Source organism: Leptolyngbya sp. O-77, from assembly GCF_001548395.1.
In the GTDB taxonomy this organism is placed as follows: Bacteria; Cyanobacteriota; Cyanobacteriia; order Elainellales; family Elainellaceae; genus Thermoleptolyngbya.
On the sequence record NZ_AP017367.1, the window covers coordinates 3,134,169 to 3,158,920 of the forward strand.

A 24,752-nucleotide genomic window follows, 5' to 3' on the forward strand; every position below is an offset into this window, starting at 1 on the left:
TCGCCCCCCGTCTTTGTCCCCCAAAAGTGGCACACCTTTCCGTAAATCAATCATGGTAGCTGTCGAAAACCTTCCGTTATGCTGAGCCTAGACACCAAACAAATGTCCATCATCGTGGATATCTGGTCAGCTTCTAAGCATATTAGAAATCTAAATAAAGACCTGAAGAGATCAGAACTATAGAGCCAGCGTTAATTTCCAGCTTTCGCTTTGGCACTTTAGGTCAGTTTAGGTTAAGTTTGGTAACAGCCCTAGCGATCACGCTAACTGCAAAATCGCTGGCACAGTTGCCGTAGACTTGTCGGCTTGCCGCCCTCAGGATGCCCAGGCAGATCCTCGCCAACTTCTTCACCAATCCGCACACGTTATGCAGGCAAGGTCCACCAATCAGTCCATCGACGCTTCTAACCCTCTTTTAGGGATGACATCTGCCTTCGTGGACAGCGCCAGCCTGTCGGCGACCGAAGAAACGCTCGATACGATGGAACCGACTCATTTTCGCGGGCATTACGCAAGCTGCATGGAAATGCTGGCTGACGCGCCGACGGTTGTCGCTTACCTGGATGATCACCGCACCTGGTTTCGCCGCTGTGCCCAGCCGATGGATGCGGCTCCTCTAGGAGACAACGGCTATGCCCTGACGATTGGTCGTTTTGGCGCATTTGGCTATGAGGTGGAACCCAAAATCGGCCTGAACCTGCTGCCTCAGGATCAACGCGGCTTCTATCGAATTGAGACAATCGACATCCCGGACTACATTGCACCAGGCTATGAGGTGGATTTTCAGGCCGCGCTGCATATGGTTCAGCCCGCAGATGCAGCGACGGACAATCCTGCGGAACCCATGCTAACCCGCGTAGAGTGGGAGCTTGACCTAGCGGTTTCGATTCAGTTCCCTCGCTTTATCCAGGCGCTCCCCAAGGCGCTGGTGCAAACGACGGGCGATCGCCTGCTGAACCAGATTGTGCGCCAGGTTTCTCGCCGCCTTACCCACAAAGTGCAGGACGATTTTCACAGCAGCCACGGCATCCCCTTTAGCCGCAAGCGGAAGTGGAGCTAGGGCAAAGTCCCCTCCTTCTCACAGCGCTGCTTCTGAGGCAAGCGAATCCTAGCCCTGACCCCTGCCCCCTGACATACTATGGGAACGTCGCCTCGACAGGTTTGGGGGCAATGATGGGGGTCATGCCACTTTTTTCATCTTTCCTGAAATCGTCTTCTATCCCGTCGCTTGGCGTTGGGCTATGTGTTGGGCTGTGGCTCTGTGCGGGTCTGCCTGCCAGCGCTCAGGTGCGCGGCGACACCACGCTACCTACGCCAACCCAGGTACAGCGCCAGGGCAACGAGTTTGAGATTACAGGCGGCACGCAGCGGGGCGGCAACCTGTTCCACAGCTTTGAGCGGTTTTCGCCGGGCGATCGCACTGTCACGTTTCGCAATGTGGACACTGTAGAGCGATTGATCACTCGCGTCATGGGCGGTTCGGTTTCGGAAATCAACGGCATCCTCCGCCTGTTGCAGAGCAACGGGCAAATTAGCTCCGCCGATTTCTTCCTGATCAACCCCAGCGGCATTTTATTTGGAGAGAATGCTCGCCTGGACGTGGGCGGTTCCGTCATTTTCAGCACCGCCGAACGGATTCGCTTTGCCGATGGCACTCAGTTCAGTGCCCGCAATCCGCAAGCGTCGCCGCTGCTGACCGTCAGCGTTCCCACTGGGCTACAATTTGGCCCTGTGCCTGCGCCGATTGTGAATGCCTCCTTTAGCGAGGCGGCAAATTTTTCGCAGGCGCTACGTAGAGCGGGCTATTTCGGAACATCGAGATACGCTGGACTAAGCGTGTTGCCGGATCGGACGATCGCCCTGATCGGCGGCAATCTGGCGTTTCCAGGCGGCGAAATCACCGCACCGGGCGGGCGCATCGAGTTGGGCAGCGTGGCCCAGGCGGGCACGGTCGGACTGGTTCCCGTAGCACAGGGTTGGTCGGTGGATTACGCCGACGTGCGGGCGTTTGGGCAAATCAACCTGACGGGCTTTGCGGATATCAGCGCCAATGGCGATCGCGGTGGGATAATTCGCCTGCGGGCCAGCGAGATTCGACTGGATGAGGAATCCTACATCAGCGCCGACACGCTAGGCAGTTTGGCGGGCGGGCGCATCACGATTCGGGGCGATCGCCTCACCCTGCTCAACGGCTCCCAGATTTTTGCCAATACCCGGAGCAGCGGCCCGGCTGGACGCATTGACCTGCTGGCGACGAGTCAAATCCAAATCGTAGGGGCAGTGGTGGGCAGCGGCGGCCCGGAAAGCAGCGGTGTATTCGTGCGGGTGCAGGACGGCGCGACTGGCAACGGCGGGCGCATCGTGCTGACGACCGGGCAGCTTAACCTGCTGGACGGCGGGCAGATCAGCCTCGACACGATTGGCAACGGCCAGCCGGGAAGTTTGCAAATTCTGGCCAATGAGATCAACATTGCTGGCGTAGCGCTCGATGGGCAGGGCAATCCGATTGCGGGTGATCTTGCGGGTGATCTAAGTTTGCCGGTTCCCAGCACGCTGTCGGCAGCGATTTTTGGCTCCCAGTCGTTTCAGCCCACCGACGCAATTCCCAGCCAGATCGAGATTCAGACCCGGCGGCTGCGGGTGCAAGACGGCGCGACGATTCAGACCTCGACCTTTGGCGTTGCGGATGCAGGCAACCTGAACATTTGGGCGAGTGAGCGGGTCGAGGTGCAGGGACTCTCTCCGGCGACGCCGGATACGAGAGCCGTGCCCGCAGGCATCTTTAGCCAGTCGGGCGGCACACCGAGAACCCCCTACGTCTTTGCGCCGGGGGCGACCGGGCGGGGGGGCGACCTGTCCATCGCCACGGGGGAACTCGTAGTGCGAGACGGAGCCTACATCGCCACGGGCAGCTTTGATGCCAACCCAAATGCCCTGGGAGCGGGAAATCTGACCCTAGCGACTCGCTCCACAACGCTGGAAAACCAGGGCAATATCGTTGCCAATACCAACTCTGGCGTGGGCGGCAACCTGAGCCTGACAGCGCAAGACTATCTCCTGCTGCGGCGCAACAGCCAGATCAGCACGTCGGCGGGCATTGCAGGGCAAGCGGGCGATGGGGGCAACCTTACGCTGCGGGCAGATTTCATTCTGTCGGTGCTAACGGAAAACAACGACATTACGGCAAACGCCTTCACGGGCAATGGTGGCGCGGTCAATATTTTCACTAGGGGCATTACAGGCATTCTGCCGCAGCCGCAACTCACGCCCCAGAGCGATATTACAGCGACCTCTGAGCGGGGCAACAGCGGTACAATTACCATTACCACGCCGCCTAGCACCGATCCGACGCAGGGCGTAACCGAGTTGCCTGCTGCACCTGTGGATGCATCGCGGCTGATTGCCCAGCGGTGTGCGGCCAGTTCGGCGATCGCCACTGAGCGCAGCGCCTTTGTGGTCACCGGTCGCGGTGGTTTGCCCCCCAGCCCCAATCAGGCGATTGATCTCCCATCGGTTCGGGTTTCCTGGGCGGAGGCTGCGCCTGCCAGCAGCGTGAACGCATCCATTCATGCCCCTACCGCTACACAGACAGCGCTTCTAGACACGGCTAACCTGGACACGGCTAACCTGGACTCTTCCAATCGAACGGTTTCGTTCGTGCCGGATGACCCAAATTCCCGAACCTCGCCGCTGACCTTGCGAGAGCCATCGGATGCTGCCTTGTCGGTAGCGTCCAGACCCCTGCAAGAAGCGCGGGGCTGGCAGCAGACCGCCACGGGCGAGGTGGTGTTGCTGGCAAATCCGCCGGAAGCAGAAAGCTTTCAGGGGGTTCAGCCGTTGCCGTCGGGATGCGTTGCACCGGGCTAGGGAAAGTTGCTGAGGTTGATGGGGAAAGTCGGCGAAGACTGGGATGGGGCGATCGCCCTTCATCCTTGCTTCCTGGGATATCCGTAAAACCGAACCGCTTCAACAGCAAAGCCGCGAATTAGACTGGAGGAAAGGTTTCTCGCAGTGTTGTAATCCTTAGCAGGGATGGCGTTGATGCAATTCAGGTCAAACGCAATCCAGGTTTACGTTCGTTCCTTCAACGTCCTAAGTAATAATTGAGCATTATTGAGAGGTCAAGATGAACCTTCTTACGTTTCTTGCGCTGGTGATTTACATCGGGGGTGCCTGGAAATTTTGGACTGGGTTTAACCGCACGAATTTCAACCAAAATCGTCTGATGCTGACGTTATTCTGGCCGGTGATGCTGTTCAATGCATCTTATCGACAAAACTTCAGACGGGCTTTGAAGGGCTGAGCCAGACACGGGCAAAATTTTGCCCAACAAAGTATGGCGCAAAGTATGGCGCAAAGTATGGCGCAAACGGGCTGCTTTAATCCAGCGGCCCGTTGATTTGTGCGTTCAGGCCATAGACCTGACGGCTGCCCACCAGCGCCACCAGCGTCACCTCCTTTTCGTCGCCCGGTTCAAAGCGCACCGCCGTTCCTGCCGGAATGTCCAGCCGCATTCCTCGCGCCTGGTTGCGGTCAAACGAGAGCGCCGCATTCACCTCAAAAAAGTGGGAAATGGGAGCCGACCTGAATGGGGGCGATCGCCCGTATTGGCGACCATCAGCGTCACCGTCGGACGGCCCGCATTGAGTTCGATGTCGCCAGGTTCAGTGAAGAGTTCGCCAGGAATCATGGGCAGGGGTTGTGGGGTTGGGATCATGGGGCGTAACAGATGAAAGCGATGAAGCTATGCCACCCTTTCATCCATCCTCCATCCTCATCGAGCATTATCGAATCGGATCATGCACGGTCACTAGCTTCGTCCCGTCGGGGAAGGTGGCTTCGACTTGTACTTCGTGGAGCATTTCGGCGATGCCGTCCATTACATCGCTGCGGCTAAGGAGGGTGGTGCCGTAGGTCATCAGGTCGGCGACGGTGCGCCCTTCCCGTGCGCCTTCCAGGATTGCGGCGGAAATGTAGGCAACGGATTCGGGATAGTTGAGCTTCAGACCTTTGGCTTTGCGGCGCTCGGCCAGCAGGGCGGCAGTAAAGATGAGGAGTTTGTCTTTTTCCTGGGGAGTCAGTTGCATGGTGTGGGCGATCGCAGCGTCATCAAGAGCATCTGGCAATGTTGGACAATGGCGGGCCAGGTCAGGGGGGATGCGTGCATAACCAGGCTCCACCCAGCAGACCAGCGCCAAGCCCAGCCAGATTCTACGGCATTATAGGCAATCTAAACCGCGAGAAATTGTTTATTTCTTTGCGCTTTTGGCAGGATCAACAAGTTCAATCCAGTCTCCAGCGACACGGGCGATCGCCCCACCCGGAAACGGATCGGTCTGGCTGCGGTTGGGTGCGCCGAGCAGTGCCAGCAGTTTTTCCACTGGCTCAAAGCCGGGGGCTTCCGGCAGATGGCGGGCAAGAAACTGGCGCAGGGCGCGGCGCTGGAGAGCGAGGGGCGCAGTTTGCAGCGTGGGTCGATGGAGTTGGGGATGCTCGTCTGGCAGGGCGGCGGGCGGAAGTGCCCGGTGCAGCAGATCGGCAGCGGCAGATTCCAGGTAATCCACGTCGGCGCGGAGCAGTTCGGCGGTGTGGGCCAGGGCCGCCTCTGCCTGGGGATTCAAGTGCGCTTTTAGGGCGGGCAAGATGTCCTGGCGGATGCGGTTGCGGGGATGGCGCAAATCCTGATTGGTGCTGTCTTCCCACACGCGCAAACCCCGCGACTGGCAAAACTCGGCGGTTTCGACCCGGCGCACATCCAGCAGCGGCCGCACCAGCGCCACGCTGGGGCACAGGTCGCGCAGCCAGCTAAGGGATTGTAGCCCGTCGGCTCCGCTGCCCCGCACTAGATTATACAGCAGCGTTTCGGCGCGATCGCTCATCGTGTGGCCGGTTGCAACGCGGGAATAGCCGTGGGCACGGGCGATCGCCCCCAGCACTTCATAGCGCCACGCCCGCGCTGCCGCCTCGCTCGCCGGAATATCTGCTGCCGTTTCCACATACACCGGAACGCCCCAGGACTCTGCCAGCGATCGCACGTAGTCGGCATTTGCCCCGGCATCCGGTCGCCAGCGATGGTTGCAATGGGCGATCGCCAGTTCCCATCCCCACTTGGGCTGCAAATCCAGCAGCAGTTGCGCCAAACACAGCGAGTCTTGTCCGCCCGACACTGCCACCAGGAGGCGATCGCCCCTGCAAAACAACTGCCGCTGCCGGATGCCCCGGTGCAACCGAGCATGAAGCGGTGTCCAAGGGGAAGGAGCCATCGGGTTAGCGGGGGTTAGGATTAGGAATTCCCCTAATAATCGTCCTCACGGTATACCTCATACACCTCATCCCGACGGCTGTAGATTTCGTCGCGGGGAGGACGGACTGCCTTTTCTCGCGGGCCAGCGCTGCGCTCCGGGCGGGGGCGTTCTGCCTGGAGCAGCTTTTGGTTTTCGGGGAAAAACTCCAACCGAATCCGAACCCGCCCGCGCTGCCAGCCCTGGTTGCCAAACCGCAACACCTCGCAGCGAGCGCCATCGCCAAACCAGTCCTCACACTCATCCGACCAATCGCCCTGCTGCTCGCTGACCGCCTGCGCCAGCGCATCCAAAAATTCGCCCACCTTAAAGGTAGGATTGCTCATCAGCACTCGTCCTACGCTGACATAAATCACTTCGTCATCACTCAGCGGCGTTGGCAGTTGATTCATAGTTTTTGAATTTCTTTGGAATTTCCGTAGAACTTTGCTGACAGGGTTTTGCTGACAAGGCTGCGCTTAACTGATGGAATTTGGCTGGTGGAGCAGGGCTGGACTGGCAGAATTTTGGCTTACAGGAACCAGCCGTAGCTATGTAGCCCCTTGCCCAGCAGGTTCACGCCGAGGTAGCACACCCATACCACCAAAAAGCCCGATGCCGCCAGGATAGCCGGACGACGACCCTGCCAGCCGCGTGTGATGCGGGCATGGAGATAGGCCGCAAAGACCAGCCAAGTAATCAGCGCCCAGGTTTCTTTGGGGTCCCAACTCCAGTAGGAACCCCAGGCTTCGTTGGCCCAGACGGCTCCGGCGATGATGCCGATGGTCAGCAGCGGGAAGCCCAGCCCAATGATGCGATAGCTGATATTGTCGAGGGTGTCGGCTAGGCTGAGGCGTTGGGGAGACAAGGGCGCGGCGGCAACGGCAGGCGCAGTTTCCAAGACAGCCGTGTTGCCGGTGCTAGCGGTGCGTGGCTCCAGGGTGTCCACCAGCTGTCCTGCTCGCTTGATGCGATAGCGGGCATCCCCGGAAGCCCCCCTGTGCCCACAGAACTGCCCGCGTAACTCGACCTCCTGCCCCCGCGTCACAATCAAAAAGGCGATCGCCATCAGGGCCCCCACCATCAGCGCGGCGTAGCTCAGCAGCATGACGCTGACATGCATCATCAGCCAATTGGACTTGAGCGCGGGCACCAGCGGCTCGGAATGCTGCATCGCATCGGGCAGGGACAGCGCCGCAAAGGCCGCGATGCCCATCGCCACGGGTGCGGTGACGGCACCTACTAGGCGGCTGCGGCTCATGTTTTCTGCCAGCAGATGCATGGTAGTGATGCCCCAGGCGACGAAAAACAGCGATTCATACAGATTGCTGAGGGGAAAGTAGCCGCCCTCAATCCAGCGAGCGCCCAATAGCCCTGCAATGCAGAGATTGGCGATCGCCATGCCCGTCGTCCCGGCCGTTTGTAGGTAGGGCACGGTGGGGAACGCTGCGCCTGCCCAGTACGCTAGCATCGTGACAAACAGTACCGCAAAGGCGGCATTATCCAGCCAGCCCTGGAGTGAAACCAGATTCATTCAGCAGACCTCTCCAACACAAATCTAAATACAGAGCAAGCACGCTCAAGCAAGACAGCTTTAAGGGAGCGATGGGAAGGACAGAAGCCGAGATAGCACAAACATCGACTCCCCAACATTACAGAAAACAGCGTCTCAGACCGTCGCTCTAAAAGGCATCGCGCTTACGGTTTGCGCTGCATTGCTTCCGCTCTCTATCCTACCGAACTCGTGGGGCGATTCCCAAAGGGATCGCTCCGCGAATCGCCCGCAAAGCCTGCAAAGCCAATCATGGTGACTGCGGATTCTGAATTCCACGGTTTCAGGAATTGCGAAGGGCACTCATGGCGGGGCATCCGGGAAGGGCGATCGCGCTCCATCAGCCCAATCCACCGCCGCCAACTACCGCCGCCAACTTAAGAATTACGACAGAATCTCAGCATATTGTCGCGGCATAAGACATCTCTTCTATAATCACCCAGTATTGTTCCGCGAGTTTCACCAGACTAGCGACTCGCTGTACGGACTCGCTGCATAGAGATGATTCAATCGCAGGAGGGTCATAGCATCAATGCAGCCCGCGCAGCCCGCATGAAGCTCGCCAGATTGCCTCAGGGTGATGGGCTGGTTCGTTGAACTGACTCGGCGTTGACTCGGCATCGACCGGCCCATTGAGACGTTACCAAAATGTTACTCCAGACGTGACTTGGAATTTTTTGAAACTCTAGGTGTGAGACTCATGAAAAAACATCTGATCGGTTCTGGTTTTTCAATTTTTTCAATGTTGACCCTGGGGGCGATCGCCGCCGTGCCCGCCCAGGCAGAAACCGTCACCACGGTCCGCTATGACTGTGCCAGAGGGCAGAGCTTCCGAGCAGAATATTACAGCGATCGCGCTCGCATTGCCTTCGTCGATCCTGTCACAGACGGCATCTACGGCGACATCATCGAATTGTCTCAAACCAGCGACGACACCTACAGCGATGGCACCTACACGCTCTCCACTGACAACGATCTAGAATCTGCATCTGTAGCAGTCGAAGGCGGAACCAACTCTACGCGCTGCGTAGCCCGGCTGATCGGCGTTGCCGAGGTAATCGAAGTGAGCGAAATTGAAGTGACCACCCGCCCTGCCAACGTGCCTCGCTTCAACCGCCCAACGCTGGTGCAGCAAACTCAAGCACAGCCCGTTCCGCGCCCTGCGCCCGCCCCTGCGCCCGCGCCCGCCCCTGCACCGATTCCTGGCTTGTGGTAGGTCGCTGTGCAGCCCTCTCCCAGGCTGCACAGCGACCTCATCCTGTGCCCATAGCGCCTGAGGAATCTGCAATGCCTCGGTTTGCCGCTTGTGCAATTGGGGCATTTTTCTGGCGGCAAAATCCAAGCACTGGACTAGCAATCTCTAGCAATCTCTAGTAATCTCTAGCAATCTCTAGTAATCTCTAGTAATCTCTAGCAATCTCTAGCAATCTAAAGTCATCCATCCAAAAATTGTCCATCCAAAAATTGTCCATTCAAAAACTGTCCATTCAAAAATCCCCAGTTTAATTCACCTAAATCGCCAATCTAGAATCCAAAATCGGTATAACGAACTCAGTCCGAGTTATGCTGCAAGGTAAGGAGTGCTGGCACTTCTCCAACTCCCAGATCCTCTCCTCCTAGCGCTATGTCCATCCGTCTCTCCGATGCCCAAAACCTGCTGAGCGACCTTATCGCCCGTTACAGCCCCCGTGTGGACTATCTCTCGATTCGGCTAGAAGAATCAGAAGCCACCGACATTTTGCTGCGGGGCGGCAAGGTAGAAACCCTCAGCGAAGGGATTGCCGTAGGCGGCCAGGTACGGGCTTGCTATCAGGGTGGCTGGGGCTTTGCCAGTTTCAATCGGCTGGAAACGCTGGTGGAGCGAATTGAAGAGGCGATCGCCGCGGCTCGGCTGGTGGGGGATGACGAAACTCTGCTGGCCCCGGTTGATCCGGTTCGCGATGTCCGCCCCCTTGTGCTAGCAGGGACAGACCCTCGTCATGTCCCCCTAGCCCGCAAAAAGGAACTCTGTAGTCACTATGCTGACATTCTTCGCAGCGTGGATGATCGCATCACCACCACCTCTGTCCGCTATGGCGACAGCATCCAGCACATGCTGCTGGCCACCTCCGATGGCACGCTGATCGAGCAGTCCTGGGCAGATATGGAAATGCGCTTTGCCGCCACCGCTCGGAATGGGGAAACTGTGCAAACGGGGCGCGAGACCACGGGTTCGCGGAAGGGCTATGAAGACCTGGAAAACCTGGACGAGCAGGTGCGCGGCGCAGCGCAGCGGGCTGTCAATGCGCTCTCACTGCCGCCCGTCAAGGGCAATACCTACACCGTCGTCATTGACCCCATCCTGACCGGGCTGTTTGTGCATGAAGCCTTTGGTCACCTGTCGGAAGCTGACATGACCTATGAAAATCCCGACTTGATGGAAGTGATGACGCTGGGGCGACGGTTTGGCTCTCCAGAGCTGCAAATTTTTGACGGCGCGGCCCCGGAGGGACATCGTGGCAGCTATGCCTATGACGATGAAGGTGTGCCCGCCACCACAACGCAACTGATTCAGGACGGGGTACTGGTGGGGCGGCTCCATTCTCGCGAAACGGCGGGCAAACTGGGTGAAGCGGCTACTGGAAACGCCCGCTGTCTGGACTATCACTATCCGCCCATTGTCCGCATGACCAACACCTGGATTGCCCCTGGCGCTACGCCCGTTGCCGACCTCTGCACCGATATCCAGGAAGGGGTCTACGCCCGCAACTGGATTGGCGGCATGACCAACGGCGAAATGTTTACCTTTACGGCGGGCGAGGCCTGGATGATTCGCAATGGGCAACTGGCTGAACCCGTGCGCGATGTGACGCTATCGGGCAATGTGTTTACCACGCTGGCGGATATTGAGGCGATCGCCGATGATTTTCTCTGGGACGAGTCGGGCGGCTGCGGCAAGGGCGGCCAGAGCGGGCTACCCGTGGGCTGCGGCGGCCCCAGTCTCCGCATTCGCAATATCGTCGTCGGCGGCGAAGTGCCCGAAGAATAGGCCTGCACACTAACCCAGTCCGCCAACTCAACAAGCCAACCCAATCAGCCAACCTAGCCAGTCAACCCAGTAGCTCAATCCCAAACGACGGATACCTGGTTCACCGTCTCTCGTAACCTCCCTTCGCTGTGTCTCAATCTTCCAACTCTCAATCTTCCGAAATTCAAGCCATCTTTAACCGCATCGCGCCCGTTTATGACTTGCTGAACGATGGGCTGAGCCTGATGTTTCATCGCGTCTGGAAACGCATGACCGTCGGCTGGAGCGGCGCAAAACCGGGCGATCGCTGCTTGGATGTGTGCTGTGGCAGTGGCGATCTGGCGCGACTGCTGGCGTGGCGGGCGGGCGCAACTGGGGAAGTTGTGGGGCTAGATTTTTCGACAAACCAGTTGGCAATCGCCCAGCAACGCACTGCTCAATCGACGATTCCCCTCAAGGTCACCTGGGTCGAAGGCGACGCGCTGGATTTGCCCTTTGGCGACAACGAGTTTGATGCGGCCACGATGGGCTACGGCCTGCGAAACGTGGTGGACATTTCCAAAGCGCTGGCAGAACTGCATCGCGTCCTGAAACCCGGCGCGTCGGTTGCCATTCTCGACTTTCACCGCCCCGACCAGCCCCAACTGCAAGCCTTCCAACAGTGGTATCTGGATACGCTGGTGGTGCCCACGGCGGCCCGACTGGGCATGAAAGACGAATACGCCTACATCTTCCCCAGCCTGGAGCGGTTTCCCCAGGGCCCGGAGCAAGTGCGCCTGGCGAAACAAGCTGGGTTTGCCTATGCCGAACACCACGCGATCGCCGGAGGAATGATGGGTGTGCTGGTCGCCACCAACCCCCGCGACTGGTGATCTGGGCGATCGCAGCCCTGAGGATAGGATAGAAGAAACGAGATTGCCATCATCTAAACCAGGTAGGTTAGACCCGCAATCCAAAATCCAAAACTCAAAATCTAAAGTCCCAAATCGCTGTCACCCTCAACCCACCATGACCGCCCAACCCCCAAAATCCGCCTTCCCCATGCCACCGTCTGAACCCGGAAATGCCGCCCGCATTCGGAATTTTCTGATTGCAATGGTGGCGATCGCCCTCAGCACCTCAATCTTTTTCGGGCTGCAATCGCCCAACGGCTCCAGCAACTTGGCGGCGCTGGCCGAATCCGCAGTGCCCTTGGAGGAAGCCCTGGCCAACAGTAAACCCACGATGATGGAGTTCTACGCCAACTGGTGTACGAGCTGTCAGGCGATGGCGCAAGACTTGATCGAGCTGGAAAACGAGTATGGCGATCGCGTCAATTTTGTCATGCTGAATGTAGACAATGACCGCTGGCTGCCAGAGATGCTAGCCTATCGAGTCGATGGCATTCCGCATTTTGTGTATCTCAATCGGCAGGGAGAGGCGATCGCCAGCATCATCGGCGAACAGCCCCGCACCGTGATGGCTGCAAATCTAGAAGCGCTGTCGAACAATACCCCCTTGCCCTATGCGCCTGCCAGCGGACAGGTTTCTAAAGTCAACACCGCCGCTGCCAAAGCCACGCCCGACGACCCGCGTAGCCACGGCAGCCAGGTAAATCGGGGTTACGAGCAGGGTTAAGGGCGGGGTTAGGAATTTAGAAGGCACTGCCCTAGCGGGATAGGGCTAGAGGCGTTGCTACTCAAGCAAAGCCCGTAATTTGCAAAACTCAGCCCCAAAGCTCAGCCCCAAAACTCAGCCCACAGGTAGAGTTTCGGTTTTCCGTCTTGCCAGCGGCGTGTCGAATGTCGCTACAATGGGGCTTAGTTCTACTGCGGCGTTGGTGACTGCCAATAACGTTTTATGATCTATGCTTCGACTAAACGGGAGTCGTGATGTCTCGATGGCAGTAGACTGAGCCTGTCTTGGCCACAAGCTTGTACTCAGAAACTTTAAATCGAGGCCGAGAGTCCCACCTGGATTTATCCAGGTCAAAAACTGAGGTAAGACGGCGTTGTGGGGAACTTTTAAGTCATTCTCTTTGAAGTAATTCTCAATCAAAATTCCTCTGTCTGTTGGGCGGGGGAATTTTCGTATGCAGGGCTGGGGAGCGTTTTGGGATGGATGATGTGCTGCAATGGTCAGCGGTGACGCTGGTGGGGCTGGTGCTGTGGGCGTTGGTGCTGGCCTCGCGGCGAAAGATTGCCCGCTGGCGTGCCCGTGTTCCATCGGCTCCTTTGGGGCAAGCGGTGAGCAGTTTTGACCCACAGACTGGGGCATCCGCCCAGAAGTCGGCTGCCCCTCCCACAGAAGCCCCTGATGCCGCCATTCGGCTGACCTATCGCGGCGTGTCCTATCTGCGCTGGCGTTAGGGAAAACGCAATGAAAAGACTCTAGCGGGCGATCGCCCCAGCCTAGCCCAAATCCAGCCGGACGCTATCGCCAACTGCCAATCCCAACTGCTGTTGAGCATTGCCCCTGTTGCAGGCAATCTCGACATAGCCGTGGCTACCAATCAGCGCCAGCAGATCGCCAGGGTTCGAGTCCGCATAGGTTTTGCCGCTCGGAATCGAAGCATATTGCTCCGCAGGGCTAGCGCCAACGCCCACGCGCAGATTCCAAGTGCATCCCGACACCGCAGAGCCGGGAATCGTAGTAATAGCGTTGCCAAAATGGTCGATTGCCTGGATATGTCCTGTCAGAACTTGGCCCTCTCGATTCCAGGGCGGTAGGTCGAGCTGAATTAGCGAATCGGGGGCGATCGCCCGTCCCAGTTCTGCCAGCGCCACGCCGCGAGCTAGGTATGCGCCCACGGGGGCAAACACATCGCGGCCGTGAAACGTGGCGCTGGGGCTGGGCGTGCGCCAGTAGGCCGAGTTGGTGAGTTCTACCGCTGCTAGCACAGGACGATGCTCCAGCACGCCGCCAAACAGGCCATTGTCTGGCCCGACGAGATAGCCGTCTGACAACTGAAGCGCGATCGCCCGCCGCTGCCCACCCACACCCGGATCGACCACCGCCACATGCACCGTGCCCGCCGGAAAATAGGGATAGGCCGTCATCAGGTGAAAGCGGGCGGCGGCGATGTCCTGTGGTGGGATCTGATGGGTCAGGTCGATGACCGTCAGCGTGGGATTAATTTGGGCGATCGCCCCTTTCATCACCCCAACGTAGGTATCCGTCAGCCCAAAGTCGGTGAGTAGCGTGAGAACTCCCATCAGAATGAGGAATTACATAACGTTTTGCAGGAAGACAGAAATGCGTTTAAGAAAATACATTAAAATTCTTATAAGAATTTTTTAGTGTCTTTCGCGAGAACGATTGTAGGAATTTCAAGTGGAGGAGCTCAAGTGGGAGTTTTTCAGTGGGGGCTTTCAAAGTAAAAGGGGCTTTCAAAACTAAAGCTTGAATTCGCTTAGATGGCTTAAAGCTCAAGAGGTTAACAAAAACGTGGCAACTCTTGTGAAAACTTTTGGATGATAACTCTCAAAACGTTGCCTTTTCAAAGGCTGATGAAAGGTTGATAGGAAGGCGCTTGATCAAAGGGGGATGAATTTCAGACGCGAATTATAACTTGGGCAAAAATTGGTTGCAGATGGGTTGCAGCCCAATCCCGAATTCAGGCTTCTTGGAGTTGGGCATTTTCGCCAAAACACAGTTCGTAGCCGTCCGGATCGGTAATGCGAATCTCGTTCATGCCATAAAACGTGACCACCGTTTTGCCGACCACCATGCCGCTGTCGATCAGGTGGGCGCGGACTCGCTCCACGCTCTCTGGGTAGAAATAAAGCACCACATCCCGGAACTCGCCCTCTGCGCGGTCGTCATTCGCATCGCGAGTCGTCACCATTAGCTCCACATCCTCATCTGCTTTGAAGCGGGCCCAAAAGGGCTTGCCGCCATTTTCCAACAGCCCCATCAACTGAAATCCAAGTGTTTGTGTATAGAAATGGATGCTGCGGCCGACATCGGCAACCGCCAGCATGGGCACCATAGACTGAAATTTCATACCTGCGTACACAAGCTCAACCTTTTCATCGTACAGAGGCACTAATTTAACTGTGGATAAAGCTTCGCAAAGTAGTGTAAACGAATGCGAAGGTCTTTGTTACGACGAAATTTGTTCGTTGTGTTAATGCCTTAGTCGCTCCAACAGTGTGGGCTAAACGCGATTTTTCAGCGGGCCGCCTGCTGTGATTTATTGCTTCGATACATCCCCTAATTTCCGCAACAGATTGGGCAAGGGATGAGGGCGTTTTACGTCAAGCTGCTATGCAGAAATATATGCAGAAACAGCAGTTTATTCTCTCTGCTGCACGATCAATTCTCCTGCGTGGCGCGACGAATGAAATTGCCAGAAGCCTTGAAACCAGTTCACTGGCAATCCAAAATCCAAAATCCAAAATCTCTCCAAGCCGAGCGATCGCCCCTTTCCCTGCCTCTATCATCCCCAGATAGAATGAAGCTTTAGGGCTTTGTCCTGTCTTCCTCGCTGCCTGCCTATGCTGCCCAGAGACGAATTGCTGAAGGGAATCGAAAACCGTGAAGTGGCGGTGCGCGTGCTGGATCGGGCAGAGCAGGCGATCAAGACCTGGGAGGTCGTGTGTACAGATTTTCTGTCTCCACCGGAACTGGCCGAGGCACGGCAAATGCTGGGGCGGCTGGCGGAGGTGCATCTGCTGGCGTGGGGCGGCTATCCGCAGGCCGAACGGCAGCGCATGGCGATCGCCCGTCCCGAAATTCCTCTCGACGAGAGCCAGGTGGCGCTGGCGGCGCTGGATATTAACGGCAACTTCTTGTTTGACCCGGCGACCCACCGCGATTTTTTGGGGGCGCTGCTGGGCACGGGCATTGTGCGCGAGAAGGTGGGCGATATTTTGGTACTGGGGGAACGCGGGGCGCAGGCGGTAGTGGTGCCCGAACTGGTGGAGTTTTTGGAAATGGGGCTGACGCAGGTGCGGTCAGTGCCCGTGAAGACGCGCCGATTGGACTTTGCTGAGCTAAAAGTCCGCGAACCCAAGAAGAAGGAAATGACCACGGTGGAAGCGTCGCTGCGGCTGGATGCGATCGCCTCAGCGGGCTTTGGCATGTCGCGCAGCAAAATGGTAGACCTGATCAGCGCAGGCGACGTGCGGGTGAACTGGAAAGACATCACCCAGCCTAGCCACCCACTCAAGTCGGGCGATCTGGTGGCGATTCGCGGCAAAGGGCGACTGGAGGTCGGAGAAATTGCTGTTACAAAGAAAGATCGCTATCGCGTGCAAATGACGCGGTTTATGTAGTGGCTCTAGTGGGCATAGCAGCAAGCCTGTTACGCACCTAGGTAAGGGCCCGCTGGCTAGTTGGTTAATGCTTTTAAGATGGTCTGAGATGGGTCTAGCGTGATTCCTGGTCGGGCGATCGCCCTGCAAGATCATCCCCCCATGCCCCGTTTCCCGCTACATTAAGGGAATGTTCCCAAGCGATAGTTCTCTAAACTGTTATTAAGGTTCTTAAAAAGGATATTTTTGCTAGTGCAGGGGTTCTGTGAGGCGGGGTGATACTGTTTCGGCACGGTATTCCGGTACAGTGTTCCTGGTTTTGAGCAGAGCCGCTGGTTTTATTAGTTTCTCTACCTCTGTAGTGATTAATTAGTAGGTAGTTGGTAATTTGTAGTTGGTAATTTATCAATCGGCAACACCGTTTAGTAAACGAGGCGATTAAGCGTTGGACGAGACTTTTCAGATTCACATTAACCGGATTGCCCGGATGACGCTGCCCGAAGCTCGCAAGACCCAGGTGCAGCACATTCAGCCTTCTCCCAAGTTTTATCCAAAAGACGGACAAATCCAGCCGTCGCCGTTCCCAGGCTACAGCATCATTACGCCGCCCTGGGTAGACGATTCGGAAAATGGCTCGTTCTATGAGCAGTTGCAAGCGCTCCAGCAGCGCGTAGTGCAGGAGCTTGAGCCAGGAATGCTGGTGCCCGTGCCGCCTGACAGCTTTCATATGACGCTGGCTGACTTGATTTGGGACAGCGCTTTTCACCATGCGGTAGAAGAAGATGCCGAGTTTGAGCGAAAATTGCGCGATCGCCTCCGCATCTTGTTCGAGCAGTTTCAGGCTTCCGTAGAGGGCGCACAGCCCATTTACTGGCAGATCTTGGGGCTGATTGTGATGCCCCGCGCCGTGGGGGTGTGTCTGCTGCCCAAAGATGAAGCTTCTTATCAGCAGATCGTGGCGCTGCGCCGACTGATTTATCAAGACCATGACCTAATCGCGCTAGGCATCGAGCAGCAGTATCACCTGACGGCACACGTCACGCTGGGCTATTTTGGCCAGTTGCCCGACACGCTCGACCGCGAGGCCCTGAGCGATCGCCTCAGCAGCATCAACAACGACTGGCTCGACGCGACCGATCCGCAGCCGCTCTGGGTTCACCGCGCTGAGCTGCGAAAGTTTGACGACATGACGCGCTACTATCGTGAGCCAGACTGGGCAACCGTTAGTTTTTGAGCCGTTAGTTTTTGAGCCGTTAGTTTTTGATCGAAAGGATGAAGGATGAGCGGTGAACCTCCCCTGTCCCCGCTGAATCATCCAATTGTGGAGCAGAGTTTTGCGGTCATTGACCGGGAAATTGGGCCCCACGGTTTTGATCCGGCGGAATATGCGATCGCCCGCCGGGTGATCCACAGCACGGCGGATTTTGAGTTCAAAGATCTGCTGCGGTTTGGCGAGGGCGCGATTGTGGGGGCGATCGCCGCTTTGCAGCGCCAGTCGCCGATCGTGGTGGATGTCAGCATGGTGCGCCAGGGTATCGCCACAATGGTCGCCAAAACGTTTTGCAATCCGATCGTGACGGCTGTCGAAGCGGCCGACGCAGCCCTGCCAGGAAAGACCCGCACCGAAACGGGCATTTTGCGCTGCTGCGAACAATACCCCGACGCGATTTACGCTATTGGCAACGCACCGACGGCGCTCCTTGCCCTCTGCCACGCCACACAAACCGCCAAAACTCAGCCCGCGCTGGTGATCGGCGCACCAGTTGGGTTTATCTCTGTGCTGGAATCAAAAGCTGCCCTGGCAAGCACGATGCTCCCTCAGATTCGGGTTGAAGGACGAAAAGGTGGCTCAGCCGTGGCTGCGGCGATCGTCAATGCGCTGCTGGCTTTAGCCTGGGAAGATGCTCACAGACTTGCTTAACCAAGGATTTCTGCCGTTCTCCAACCTCTACACCTGGCAGCGATCGCCCTCGTTACACGCCCGCCGTTCTTGCCGCTGACGCACCAGTTCTGCCAGGTCGGGGCGGCCCGTCAGCCGCAAGCGCCACGCTGCCCAAATGCCATACAGCCAGTCGGCGATCGCCCCAACGACAGGCACTTTGGTAATCGCATAAATCCAGCCCATGCCCAGCACGTCGTAGACCTGGCGAAACACTTCCACGTTTTTGATCACGCTGCCGTCTGCCAGAACTGCGTGAATCCGTCCCATTGCCGTTTCAAACTCTACGCCGCCATGCTCGGCTGGGTCGTAGTTCTCTGCGGCGATGTCTACAAATTCCACCAGCCCCCGCCCAGCATCTTTTGCCCGCAAGAAGTTGACCTCTCTGACACAAAGCGGGCACTCGCCATCGTAAAGCAGCTTGACCTGCCAAGTCGGTGTCGCAACATCTGGCGCAGGCACGGCGGAAGACTCGGAAACCATTGGAGATGAAGCCATAGAAATAAACTTTGAGAAACTTTGGGAAATTTTGAAGGATTTTGAAGAATAAAGCGCAGAACACTCAGCAGCAGAACCCGGAAGCATCCTGCCCTTTATTTTAAGAAAAATAAAGCAATTAAAAAAACAATTACACCGACGCAGGTTGCGAAAGCGGAGACTCGATTTTTGCCTGGGCGGCCTTTCCTCTTTCTAGCTTTTCCTTCTCTAGCTTCTCAAACATCAGCTTCGAGCGCTTCACCTGCTCTGGCACCGGCACCGGATAGTTGCCCGTAAAGCAGGCCGAGCAAAAGCTTTCGGTGTCGGTCTGTGTGGCCTGGAGCATTCCCTCCCAACTCAGATAGGCGAGGGAATCGACGCCAATCTGGTGGGCGATTTCTTCAACGGTTTTGGTCGCGGCGATGAGTTGATCCTGCGAATCGGTGTCGATGCCATAAAAGCAGGGGTGCGTCACCGGGGGTGAGGAAATCCGCATGTGGACTTCTGTTGCGCCCGCATCCCGGAGCGCTTTCACGATCTTGCGGCTGGTGTTGCCCCGCACCAGCGAATCGTCCACGATCAAAATCCGCTTGCCCACCAGCACATCGCGCAGCGGATTGAGCTTCATGCGAATGCCAGCCTCGCGCATACTCTGGGTCGGCTGAATAAAGGTTCGCCCTACGTAGCGATTTTTGATCAGACCCTCGGCGTAGGGCACTTTGGATTCGCGGGAGTAGCCGATGGCGGCGGGAACCCCCGAATCAGGCACGCCCATCACCAGGTCCACATCGGCAGGATTTTCTATCGCCAGTTGCTTGCCCAGCCGCAGCCGATAGCTATAGAGGCTTTCCTCATGCATAAGGCTGTCAGGGCGGGCGAAGTAGATCATCTCGAAGATGCACAGCTTTCGGGTTTGGGGTTCGGCCCAGCGGACGGAGTGCAAGCCCTGCTCGTTGATCCAGACCAGTTCGCCTGGCTCCACGTCGCGCAGGTATTCGGCATTGATAATGTCTAGCCCACAGGTTTCTGAGGCCACAACATAGCGAGAGGTGCGATCGCGCTCGTCGTCGGGCAGCGTGCCGATCACCAGCGGGCGAATACCGTTGGGGTCGCGGGTGACGAGCAGTCCGGCGGGCGTGCCGATCACCAGGCTAAAGGCTCCTTGGCAGCGCTTGAAGGCGGCGATCGCCCCGTCCAGCCAGTCCATGCCGCTGTTCACCGCTTCGGCGACTGCAAAGGCGATCGATTCAGAATCGGTCGTGGTTTGAAGTTGGGCGTTTTGTTGCAGCAGTTCCTCTCGCAGGATTCCAGCATTGACCAGGTTGCCGTTGTGGGCCAGCGCTAGCGGGCCGAGCCGAGTTTGCACCACTGCGGGCTGGGCGTTGACCACGCGGCTCGATCCCGTCGTGGAATAGCGCGTGTGTCCCACGGCCAGTCCGCCTTTGAGCGTTGCGAGGATCTGTTCGCTGAAGACCTGCGTCACTAGCCCCATCTCTTTATATAGATGCAATTGCAGATCCAGCGGCGCAACGTTGCGGTAGCGACTCACTTCTGAAACGGAGGTGCCCTCGTAGGTGGCAATGCCTGCCGACTCTTGCCCGCGATGCTGGAGCGCAAACAGCCCAAAATAGGTTAGCTTGGCGACATCCTCACCCGGTGCGTATACGCCAAACACACCGCAAGCTTCTTCGGGCTTGTCAGGGCGATCGCCCTCCTCTGGCTCATACGACTCAAACCTAGCAGGCGGCAGACAATCTTCATCGTCGGGCATCATGGCGTGTCTCCAAAGGATTCGGGGTTTGGAATGGGGAGATTAGGCGGAGTCCCAAGGGAAAGGGCTTAACTTGTTTGTAACAATCCCTTAATCCTCTCACAGGCTTGCAGCGAAGCAAGGGGGAATCTTACGGACATTCGGCACAGTTGGCGGGCGTAGGTCTACAGGCAGAATCAGTCGGCGGCGAGACGACGCTCAATCGCATTCAACCAGCGATCGCCCATCTCCGCCATGCTAGCGTTTATCAGACAGTGACCGTCGGTGGTAGAAATTTGCAGGGGTGCGGTTGCGTCTGCGACCCGTCCTAACGTTTGCCAGCGATCGCCCAATTGCTCTCTTAAGTAAGCGTCCCAATCTGCCATACAATCCGGCGCAACCGAGACTAAAATCCGTGCCCCTGCTTCGCCAAACAGCAGCGTGTCCAGACGGGGGGAAACCGAGATCGCCCCTGCATCGTGAGCTGGCAGTGCCACCGTTGCGCCCAGGTTACTGCCAATGCAGCATTCCGCCAGCGCCACCGCCAGTCCGCCCTCGGCGCAGTCGTGGGCCGACTCCACCCAACCCCGCCGAATGCCTTCTCGACAGGCCGCCTGCACGCGCCGCTCCAGGTCAAAATTCACCTCCGGCGGCCGCCCTGCCACGGTTTGGTGAACCACTGCCAGATATTCCGAAGCGCCCAGCGTGGGTACTGCATCCGCTCCCAGCAGGTAGATCGCTGCACCAGGTGTTTTCCAGCCCAGCCCACACACCCGGCGCAAATCTTCGACCAAGCCCACCATGCCCACAACAGGCGTAGGATAAATTGGCTGCGGCTTGCCGTCGGCATCCAGCGTCTCGTTATACAGCGATACGTTGCCGCCAGTCACAGGCGTTTGCAGTTCCCGACAGGCTTCCGCCAGTCCCCGACAGGCTTCTGCCAGTTGCCAGTAGCCAATCGGCTTTTCGGGACTGCCAAAGTTGAGATTATCTGTCACCGCCAGCGGCTCCGCCCCGACACAACTCAGGTTGCGTGCCGCCTCTGCCACAGCCATCTTTGCGCCTTCGTAGGGATGCAGATAGACGTAGCGGGCGTTGCAATCGACGGTGGCGGCGACGGCTTTGATAAAGGCAGAGGTGGGTGGGGGACTCCCTGCGGCTGTCTCCTTGCTGTCAGGTTCCTGCGGCCGCAGGCGCACCACGGCGGCATCGGCTCCACCGGGCAACAGAACCGTGTTGTTTTGCACCTGATGGTCGTATTGGCGATAGACCCAGCGTTTGGAGGCGATGGTGGGGCTATCGAGCAGACACAGCAACAGGTCGTTCCAGGTATAGAGCGTGCCGTTAATCGTGATGCCGTCGGGGGTGCTGGGGGGAAGCTGGTCTTCCGTCCAGGCCCAAGCGGTGCGGGCGTAGTCAGGCGGTTCGGGCAACAGTTCGCGGTGATAAATCGGCGTGTTGTCGGCAAGGGCGGTGGCGGGCACTTCAGCGGCGATCGCCCCCTGATAGAAAATTCGCACCACGGGTTCTTCAATCACGCGCCCGGCAACTACCGCGTGCAGCCCCCAACGATGGAAGATATCGATTAGCTCTTGTTCGCGGCCAGCATGGGCCACAAACAGCATCCGCTCCTGCGATTCCGACAGCAGAAACTCGTAGGGAGCCATGCCCGCTTCACGAACCGGGATTTTGTCCAGGTCTAGCTCGATGCCCACACCGCCTTTGGCTGCCATTTCCGAAGTCGAGCAGGTAATCCCCGCTGCGCCCATGTCCTGCGCGGCGGCGACGGCTCCGGTTTTGAAGGCTTCCAGACAGGCTTCGATCAGAGATTTTTCCAGGAACGGGTCACCCACCTGAACCGCAGGGCGATCGTCCATCGATTCGTCGCTCAGTTCAGCGCTGGCAAAGCTGGCTCCGCCCATGCCGTCTCGTCCGGTCGTCGAGCCGACATACAGCACCGGATTGCCAATCCCAAACGCGCCAGACTTCACAATTTCGGGCGTTTCCATCAGCCCGATTGCCATTGCGTTTACCAGCGGATTGCCTGCATAAGCCGGGTCAAAGTAAACCTCGCCGCCCACCGTTGGCACGCCGACACAGTTGCCATAGTGGGCAATGCCCGCCACCACGCCGTTCACCAGTCGCTGGGTGCGCGGGTCTTCCAGGTTGCCAAAGCGGAGCGAATTCAGCACGGCAATCGGCCGAGCGCCCATGGTGAAAATGTCTCGCAGGATGCCGCCTACGCCCGTCGCTGCACCCTGAAACGGCTCCACCGCTGAGGGGTGATTGTGCGACTCAATTTTAAACGCCAGTTGCAGCCCGTCGCCCATATCCACCACGCCCGCATTTTCGCCAGGGCCGACCAGAATGCGCTTTCCCGTCGTCGGAAACTGCTTCAGCAGCGGACGCGAGTTTTTGTAGCAGCAGTGTTCTGACCACATTACGCCAAACATGCCCAACTCCGCTTTGTTGGGATGGCGACCCAGTCGCCGGACGATTTCTTCGTATTCTTCGGGCTTTAGCCCTTCAGCAGCAATTTCTTCGGGCGAAAACGGAGGAGATGCGGCGGCAGTCATGCTCAAGTTTTGGAGAGTTGCGCTGGCAAGCGCTTTGGACAAGCTTCATTGTATAGCTGCGGGTTGAATTGCTGAGGCGATCGCCCCTTACCCGCCGGCCCAGATATTTCAGACGATGGCAGAGTGACTGTATCGCATGGGTGGCTTTTAAGGGCGATCGCAATATTTTGTTACATTTCGCCCGATGGCCCGTTGATGCTCTTACTCTGTCACCTCTGTCACCCACTTCTACGTTGTCGAACACTAACAATACCGAGATATGCACGTTACTAAGCGTTACGCGATAGGAAACGCTCATTGCTATGGGGCTGTCTTGTGCATCTCCGGCTTTTCAGAGGTTTAGAGCAAGAGATTCATGTACGAATTCTTAGAAAAATCAAAAGAGCATCGCGAAGTGCTTTACAAAGCGAAACAGTATCGCTAAATTAGTTAACACAGGGAAGCGAGAGCGCTGACCTGTATCGAATACATACCTTTCAAGCACTTATCTATCATGACGACTACCCTACAACGCACCGAGCGTGCAAGCGTATGGGAACAGTTTTGCAACTGGGTAACCAGCACCGACAACCGCCTATATGTAGGCTGGTTCGGCGTGTTGATGATCCCCACCCTGCTGACTGCAACCGCATGCTTCATCATCGCCTTCATCGCTGCTCCCCCCGTGGACATCGACGGCATCCGTGAACCCGTTGCAGGTTCCCTGCTGTACGGCAACAACATCATCACCGGCGCAGTGGTTCCTTCCAGCAACGCCATCGGTCTGCACTTCTACCCCATCTGGGAAGCCGCCTCTCTCGACGAGTGGCTGTACAACGGCGGTCCCTACCAGCTTGTGGTCTTCCACTTCCTGATCGGCGTCTTCTGCTACATGGGACGTGAGTGGGAACTGAGCTACCGCCTGGGGATGCGCCCCTGGATCTGCGTTGCCTACTCTGCCCCCGTTGCAGCCGCAACCGCAGTGTTCCTGATCTACCCGATCGGACAAGGCTCCTTCTCCGACGGGATGCCCCTGGGCATCTCTGGAACCTTCAATTTCATGTTCGTGTTCCAAGCCGAGCACAACATCCTGATGCACCCCTTCCACATGCTGGGCGTCGCAGGCGTGTTCGGCGGCTCCCTGTTCTCCGCCATGCACGGTTCCTTGGTGACCTCCTCGCTAGTGCGTGAGACGACCGAAGTTGAATCGCAGAACTACGGCTACAAGTTCGGTCAGGAAGAAGAGACCTACAACATCGTGGCTGCTCACGGCTACTTTGGTCGGCTGATCTTCCAATACGCCAGCTTCAACAACAGCCGTTCCTTGCACTTCTTTCTGGGTGCATGGCCTGTGATCGGCATCTGGTTCACGGCGCTGGGCATCAGCACGATGGCATTCAACCTGAACGGGTTCAACTTCAACCAGTCCATCATCGACTCTCAAGGTCGTGTGGTGAACACCTGGGCAGACATCCTGAACCGCGCCAACCTGGGTATGGAAGTGATGCACGAGCGCAACGCTCACAACTTCCCCCTCGACTTGGCTGCTGGCGAGGCTGCTCCTGTGGCTCTGGTTGCCCCTCAAATCAATGGCTAATTCTGGCTGTGGCTTGGCTTCGGCTTCGCTGTTGCTGAGTCTGTCTGATTAGCTTTTCTCTGAGCGCCTCCTGCGGGAGGCGCTTTTTCGTGTGGGGAGGGTTTGGGCTGATTTTATAGGCTTTCCTAAGTGACGCTACCCATGAAATGACTAGAAGCCTCCCAAACGCTCAGACATCCAAAGTCGCAAATCCAAAATCCAAAATCCAAAATCCAAAGTGAGCCAGCCTTTCCTGTCCAGGCTTGCAGCGTGGTTATTGCAAACCTTTGTTGACCTGTGGATCGGGGCGATCGCCCTCTGGCTACTATTGAGCTGCTGCTGAGCTGCTGCTGAAAATGAGCAACGATTAAACGCCAC

At 57.5% G+C, this 24,752-nt stretch carries 22 protein-coding genes, 1 other RNA gene and 1 pseudogene; 13 read left to right on the plus strand and 11 right to left on the minus strand.

From position 1 onward, the window contains the following. Positions 1–421: 421 nt before the first annotated feature. From O77CONTIG1_RS13350 to O77CONTIG1_RS25200, 3 genes are all read left to right on the plus strand, one after another. A complete protein-coding gene (locus O77CONTIG1_RS13350; RefSeq protein WP_225894580.1) occupies positions 422–1,060 on the plus strand; it encodes a DUF1997 domain-containing protein in 639 nt (212 codons plus the stop codon). A 122-nt stretch (positions 1,061–1,182) separates the two neighbouring features. Beyond that, positions 1,183–3,867: a beta strand repeat-containing protein gene (locus O77CONTIG1_RS13355; RefSeq protein WP_172799685.1), complete on the plus strand. Its 2,685-nt coding sequence runs from the start codon at positions 1,183–1,185 to the stop codon at positions 3,865–3,867. A gap of 259 nt (positions 3,868–4,126) precedes the next feature. Continuing rightward, positions 4,127–4,303 (plus strand): hypothetical protein, encoded by a 177-nt coding sequence (locus O77CONTIG1_RS25200; protein WP_172799686.1) that lies wholly within the window; start codon positions 4,127–4,129, stop codon positions 4,301–4,303. Between the two features lie 76 nt (positions 4,304–4,379). Here the strand turns inward: O77CONTIG1_RS25200 and O77CONTIG1_RS28395 are convergent. The 6 genes and pseudogenes from O77CONTIG1_RS28395 to O77CONTIG1_RS25205 form a co-directional block, all read right to left on the minus strand. After that, positions 4,380–4,690 (minus strand): annotated as a pseudogene (locus O77CONTIG1_RS28395) (urease subunit beta). A 94-nt stretch (positions 4,691–4,784) separates the two neighbouring features. Continuing rightward, the gene (gene ureA / locus O77CONTIG1_RS13365) at positions 4,785–5,087 is read right to left on the minus strand and encodes an urease subunit gamma (RefSeq protein WP_068516556.1); all 303 of its coding nucleotides are present in this window, start codon (positions 5,085–5,087) and stop codon (positions 4,785–4,787) included. Positions 5,088–5,249: 162 nt separating this feature from the next. Next, positions 5,250–6,263: a tRNA lysidine(34) synthetase TilS gene (gene tilS, locus O77CONTIG1_RS13370; RefSeq protein WP_068511298.1), complete on the minus strand. Its 1,014-nt coding sequence runs from the start codon at positions 6,261–6,263 to the stop codon at positions 5,250–5,252. Between the two features lie 32 nt (positions 6,264–6,295). Further along, positions 6,296–6,694, minus strand: coding sequence for a KGK domain-containing protein (locus O77CONTIG1_RS13375; RefSeq protein WP_068511300.1), 399 nt, complete (start codon positions 6,692–6,694; stop codon positions 6,296–6,298). Between the two features lie 119 nt (positions 6,695–6,813). Continuing rightward, complete coding sequence (gene ccsB, locus O77CONTIG1_RS13380; protein WP_068511302.1) at positions 6,814–7,815, minus strand: c-type cytochrome biogenesis protein CcsB; 1,002 nt, start codon at positions 7,813–7,815, stop codon at positions 6,814–6,816. A 194-nt stretch (positions 7,816–8,009) separates the two neighbouring features. Further along, positions 8,010–8,174: a hypothetical protein gene (locus O77CONTIG1_RS25205; RefSeq protein ID WP_172799687.1), complete on the minus strand. Its 165-nt coding sequence runs from the start codon at positions 8,172–8,174 to the stop codon at positions 8,010–8,012. A 359-nt stretch (positions 8,175–8,533) separates the two neighbouring features. Between O77CONTIG1_RS25205 and O77CONTIG1_RS13385 the strand changes: the two genes are divergently transcribed. The 6 genes from O77CONTIG1_RS13385 (at position 8,534) to O77CONTIG1_RS13410 (ending at position 13,188) form a co-directional block, all read left to right on the plus strand. Continuing rightward, positions 8,534–9,049, plus strand: a complete 516-nt coding sequence (locus O77CONTIG1_RS13385; RefSeq protein WP_068511304.1) for a hypothetical protein — start codon at positions 8,534–8,536, stop codon at positions 9,047–9,049. Between the two features lie 408 nt (positions 9,050–9,457). Continuing rightward, positions 9,458–10,861, plus strand: a complete 1,404-nt coding sequence (locus O77CONTIG1_RS13390; protein ID WP_068511306.1) for a TldD/PmbA family protein — start codon at positions 9,458–9,460, stop codon at positions 10,859–10,861. A gap of 128 nt (positions 10,862–10,989) precedes the next feature. Beyond that, positions 10,990–11,712: a bifunctional demethylmenaquinone methyltransferase/2-methoxy-6-polyprenyl-1,4-benzoquinol methylase UbiE gene (ubiE, locus tag O77CONTIG1_RS13395; RefSeq protein ID WP_068511307.1), complete on the plus strand. Its 723-nt coding sequence runs from the start codon at positions 10,990–10,992 to the stop codon at positions 11,710–11,712. A gap of 136 nt (positions 11,713–11,848) precedes the next feature. After that, positions 11,849–12,457 (plus strand): thioredoxin family protein, encoded by a 609-nt coding sequence (locus O77CONTIG1_RS13400; protein WP_084782617.1) that lies wholly within the window; start codon positions 11,849–11,851, stop codon positions 12,455–12,457. 185 nt (positions 12,458–12,642) lie between these two features. After that, a non-coding RNA gene (ssrS, locus tag O77CONTIG1_RS13405) (6S RNA) lies at positions 12,643–12,843 on the plus strand. Between the two features lie 93 nt (positions 12,844–12,936). Further along, positions 12,937–13,188 (plus strand): hypothetical protein, encoded by a 252-nt coding sequence (locus O77CONTIG1_RS13410; RefSeq protein ID WP_068511309.1) that lies wholly within the window; start codon positions 12,937–12,939, stop codon positions 13,186–13,188. A gap of 42 nt (positions 13,189–13,230) precedes the next feature. On the opposite strand, the gene O77CONTIG1_RS13415 is transcribed toward O77CONTIG1_RS13410, so the two are convergent. After that, on the minus strand, positions 13,231–14,034 hold the full coding sequence (locus O77CONTIG1_RS13415) for an S-adenosyl-l-methionine hydroxide adenosyltransferase family protein (RefSeq protein WP_068511311.1): 804 nt from the start codon (positions 14,032–14,034) through the stop codon (positions 13,231–13,233). A gap of 401 nt (positions 14,035–14,435) precedes the next feature. Beyond that, positions 14,436–14,825 (minus strand): VOC family protein, encoded by a 390-nt coding sequence (locus tag O77CONTIG1_RS13420; RefSeq protein WP_068511313.1) that lies wholly within the window; start codon positions 14,823–14,825, stop codon positions 14,436–14,438. 493 nt (positions 14,826–15,318) lie between these two features. Between O77CONTIG1_RS13420 and O77CONTIG1_RS13425 the strand changes: the two genes are divergently transcribed. From O77CONTIG1_RS13425 to O77CONTIG1_RS13435, 3 genes are all read left to right on the plus strand, one after another. Beyond that, positions 15,319–16,098: a photosystem II S4 domain protein gene (locus O77CONTIG1_RS13425; protein WP_068511315.1), complete on the plus strand. Its 780-nt coding sequence runs from the start codon at positions 15,319–15,321 to the stop codon at positions 16,096–16,098. 424 nt (positions 16,099–16,522) lie between these two features. Continuing rightward, a complete protein-coding gene (locus O77CONTIG1_RS13430) occupies positions 16,523–17,311 on the plus strand; it encodes a DUF1868 domain-containing protein (protein WP_172799688.1) in 789 nt (262 codons plus the stop codon). Between the two features lie 45 nt (positions 17,312–17,356). Next, positions 17,357–17,998: a cobalt-precorrin-8X methylmutase gene (locus O77CONTIG1_RS13435; protein ID WP_068511318.1), complete on the plus strand. Its 642-nt coding sequence runs from the start codon at positions 17,357–17,359 to the stop codon at positions 17,996–17,998. Between the two features lie 27 nt (positions 17,999–18,025). Here the strand turns inward: O77CONTIG1_RS13435 and O77CONTIG1_RS13440 are convergent, their stop codons facing one another. From O77CONTIG1_RS13440 to purL, 3 genes are all read right to left on the minus strand, one after another. Continuing rightward, complete coding sequence (locus O77CONTIG1_RS13440) at positions 18,026–18,514, minus strand: thiol-disulfide oxidoreductase DCC family protein (protein WP_068511321.1); 489 nt, start codon at positions 18,512–18,514, stop codon at positions 18,026–18,028. 130 nt (positions 18,515–18,644) lie between these two features. Continuing rightward, on the minus strand, positions 18,645–20,267 hold the full coding sequence (gene purF / locus O77CONTIG1_RS13445; RefSeq protein WP_084782619.1) for an amidophosphoribosyltransferase: 1,623 nt from the start codon (positions 20,265–20,267) through the stop codon (positions 18,645–18,647). 173 nt (positions 20,268–20,440) lie between these two features. Beyond that, positions 20,441–22,819: a phosphoribosylformylglycinamidine synthase subunit PurL gene (purL, locus tag O77CONTIG1_RS13450; protein ID WP_068511322.1), complete on the minus strand. Its 2,379-nt coding sequence runs from the start codon at positions 22,817–22,819 to the stop codon at positions 20,441–20,443. A 493-nt stretch (positions 22,820–23,312) separates the two neighbouring features. On the opposite strand from purL, the gene psbA reads away from it, so the two are divergent. Then, positions 23,313–24,395: a photosystem II q(b) protein gene (gene psbA / locus O77CONTIG1_RS13455; RefSeq protein ID WP_068511325.1), complete on the plus strand. Its 1,083-nt coding sequence runs from the start codon at positions 23,313–23,315 to the stop codon at positions 24,393–24,395. The last annotated feature ends 357 nt before the right edge of the window (positions 24,396–24,752 follow it).

Coding starts and splice junctions, on each gene's coding strand:
- O77CONTIG1_RS13375 (WP_068511300.1), bottom strand. CDS start 6,694: ATGAATCAACTGCCAACGCCGCTGAGTGATGACGAAGTGATTTATGTC.
- O77CONTIG1_RS13390 (WP_068511306.1), top strand. CDS start 9,458: ATGTCCATCCGTCTCTCCGATGCCCAAAACCTGCTGAGCGACCTTATC.
- O77CONTIG1_RS25205 (WP_172799687.1), bottom strand. CDS start 8,174: ATGGAGCGCGATCGCCCTTCCCGGATGCCCCGCCATGAGTGCCCTTCG.
- O77CONTIG1_RS13440 (WP_068511321.1), bottom strand. CDS start 18,514: ATGGCTTCATCTCCAATGGTTTCCGAGTCTTCCGCCGTGCCTGCGCCA.
- O77CONTIG1_RS13425 (WP_068511315.1), top strand. CDS start 15,319: ATGCTGCCCAGAGACGAATTGCTGAAGGGAATCGAAAACCGTGAAGTG.
- O77CONTIG1_RS13415 (WP_068511311.1), bottom strand. CDS start 14,034: ATGGGAGTTCTCACGCTACTCACCGACTTTGGGCTGACGGATACCTAC.
- purL (WP_068511322.1), bottom strand. CDS start 22,819: ATGACTGCCGCCGCATCTCCTCCGTTTTCGCCCGAAGAAATTGCTGCT.
- purF (WP_084782619.1), bottom strand. CDS start 20,267: ATGATGCCCGACGATGAAGATTGTCTGCCGCCTGCTAGGTTTGAGTCG.
- ccsB (WP_068511302.1), bottom strand. CDS start 7,815: ATGAATCTGGTTTCACTCCAGGGCTGGCTGGATAATGCCGCCTTTGCG.
- psbA (WP_068511325.1), top strand. CDS start 23,313: ATGACGACTACCCTACAACGCACCGAGCGTGCAAGCGTATGGGAACAG.
- O77CONTIG1_RS13350 (WP_225894580.1), top strand. CDS start 422: ATGACATCTGCCTTCGTGGACAGCGCCAGCCTGTCGGCGACCGAAGAA.
- O77CONTIG1_RS25200 (WP_172799686.1), top strand. CDS start 4,127: ATGAACCTTCTTACGTTTCTTGCGCTGGTGATTTACATCGGGGGTGCC.
- O77CONTIG1_RS13420 (WP_068511313.1), bottom strand. CDS start 14,825: ATGAAATTTCAGTCTATGGTGCCCATGCTGGCGGTTGCCGATGTCGGC.
- O77CONTIG1_RS13435 (WP_068511318.1), top strand. CDS start 17,357: ATGAGCGGTGAACCTCCCCTGTCCCCGCTGAATCATCCAATTGTGGAG.
- O77CONTIG1_RS13400 (WP_084782617.1), top strand. CDS start 11,849: ATGACCGCCCAACCCCCAAAATCCGCCTTCCCCATGCCACCGTCTGAA.
- O77CONTIG1_RS13410 (WP_068511309.1), top strand. CDS start 12,937: ATGGATGATGTGCTGCAATGGTCAGCGGTGACGCTGGTGGGGCTGGTG.
- tilS (WP_068511298.1), bottom strand. CDS start 6,263: ATGGCTCCTTCCCCTTGGACACCGCTTCATGCTCGGTTGCACCGGGGC.
- O77CONTIG1_RS13355 (WP_172799685.1), top strand. CDS start 1,183: ATGCCACTTTTTTCATCTTTCCTGAAATCGTCTTCTATCCCGTCGCTT.
- ureA (WP_068516556.1), bottom strand. CDS start 5,087: ATGCAACTGACTCCCCAGGAAAAAGACAAACTCCTCATCTTTACTGCC.
- O77CONTIG1_RS13385 (WP_068511304.1), top strand. CDS start 8,534: ATGAAAAAACATCTGATCGGTTCTGGTTTTTCAATTTTTTCAATGTTG.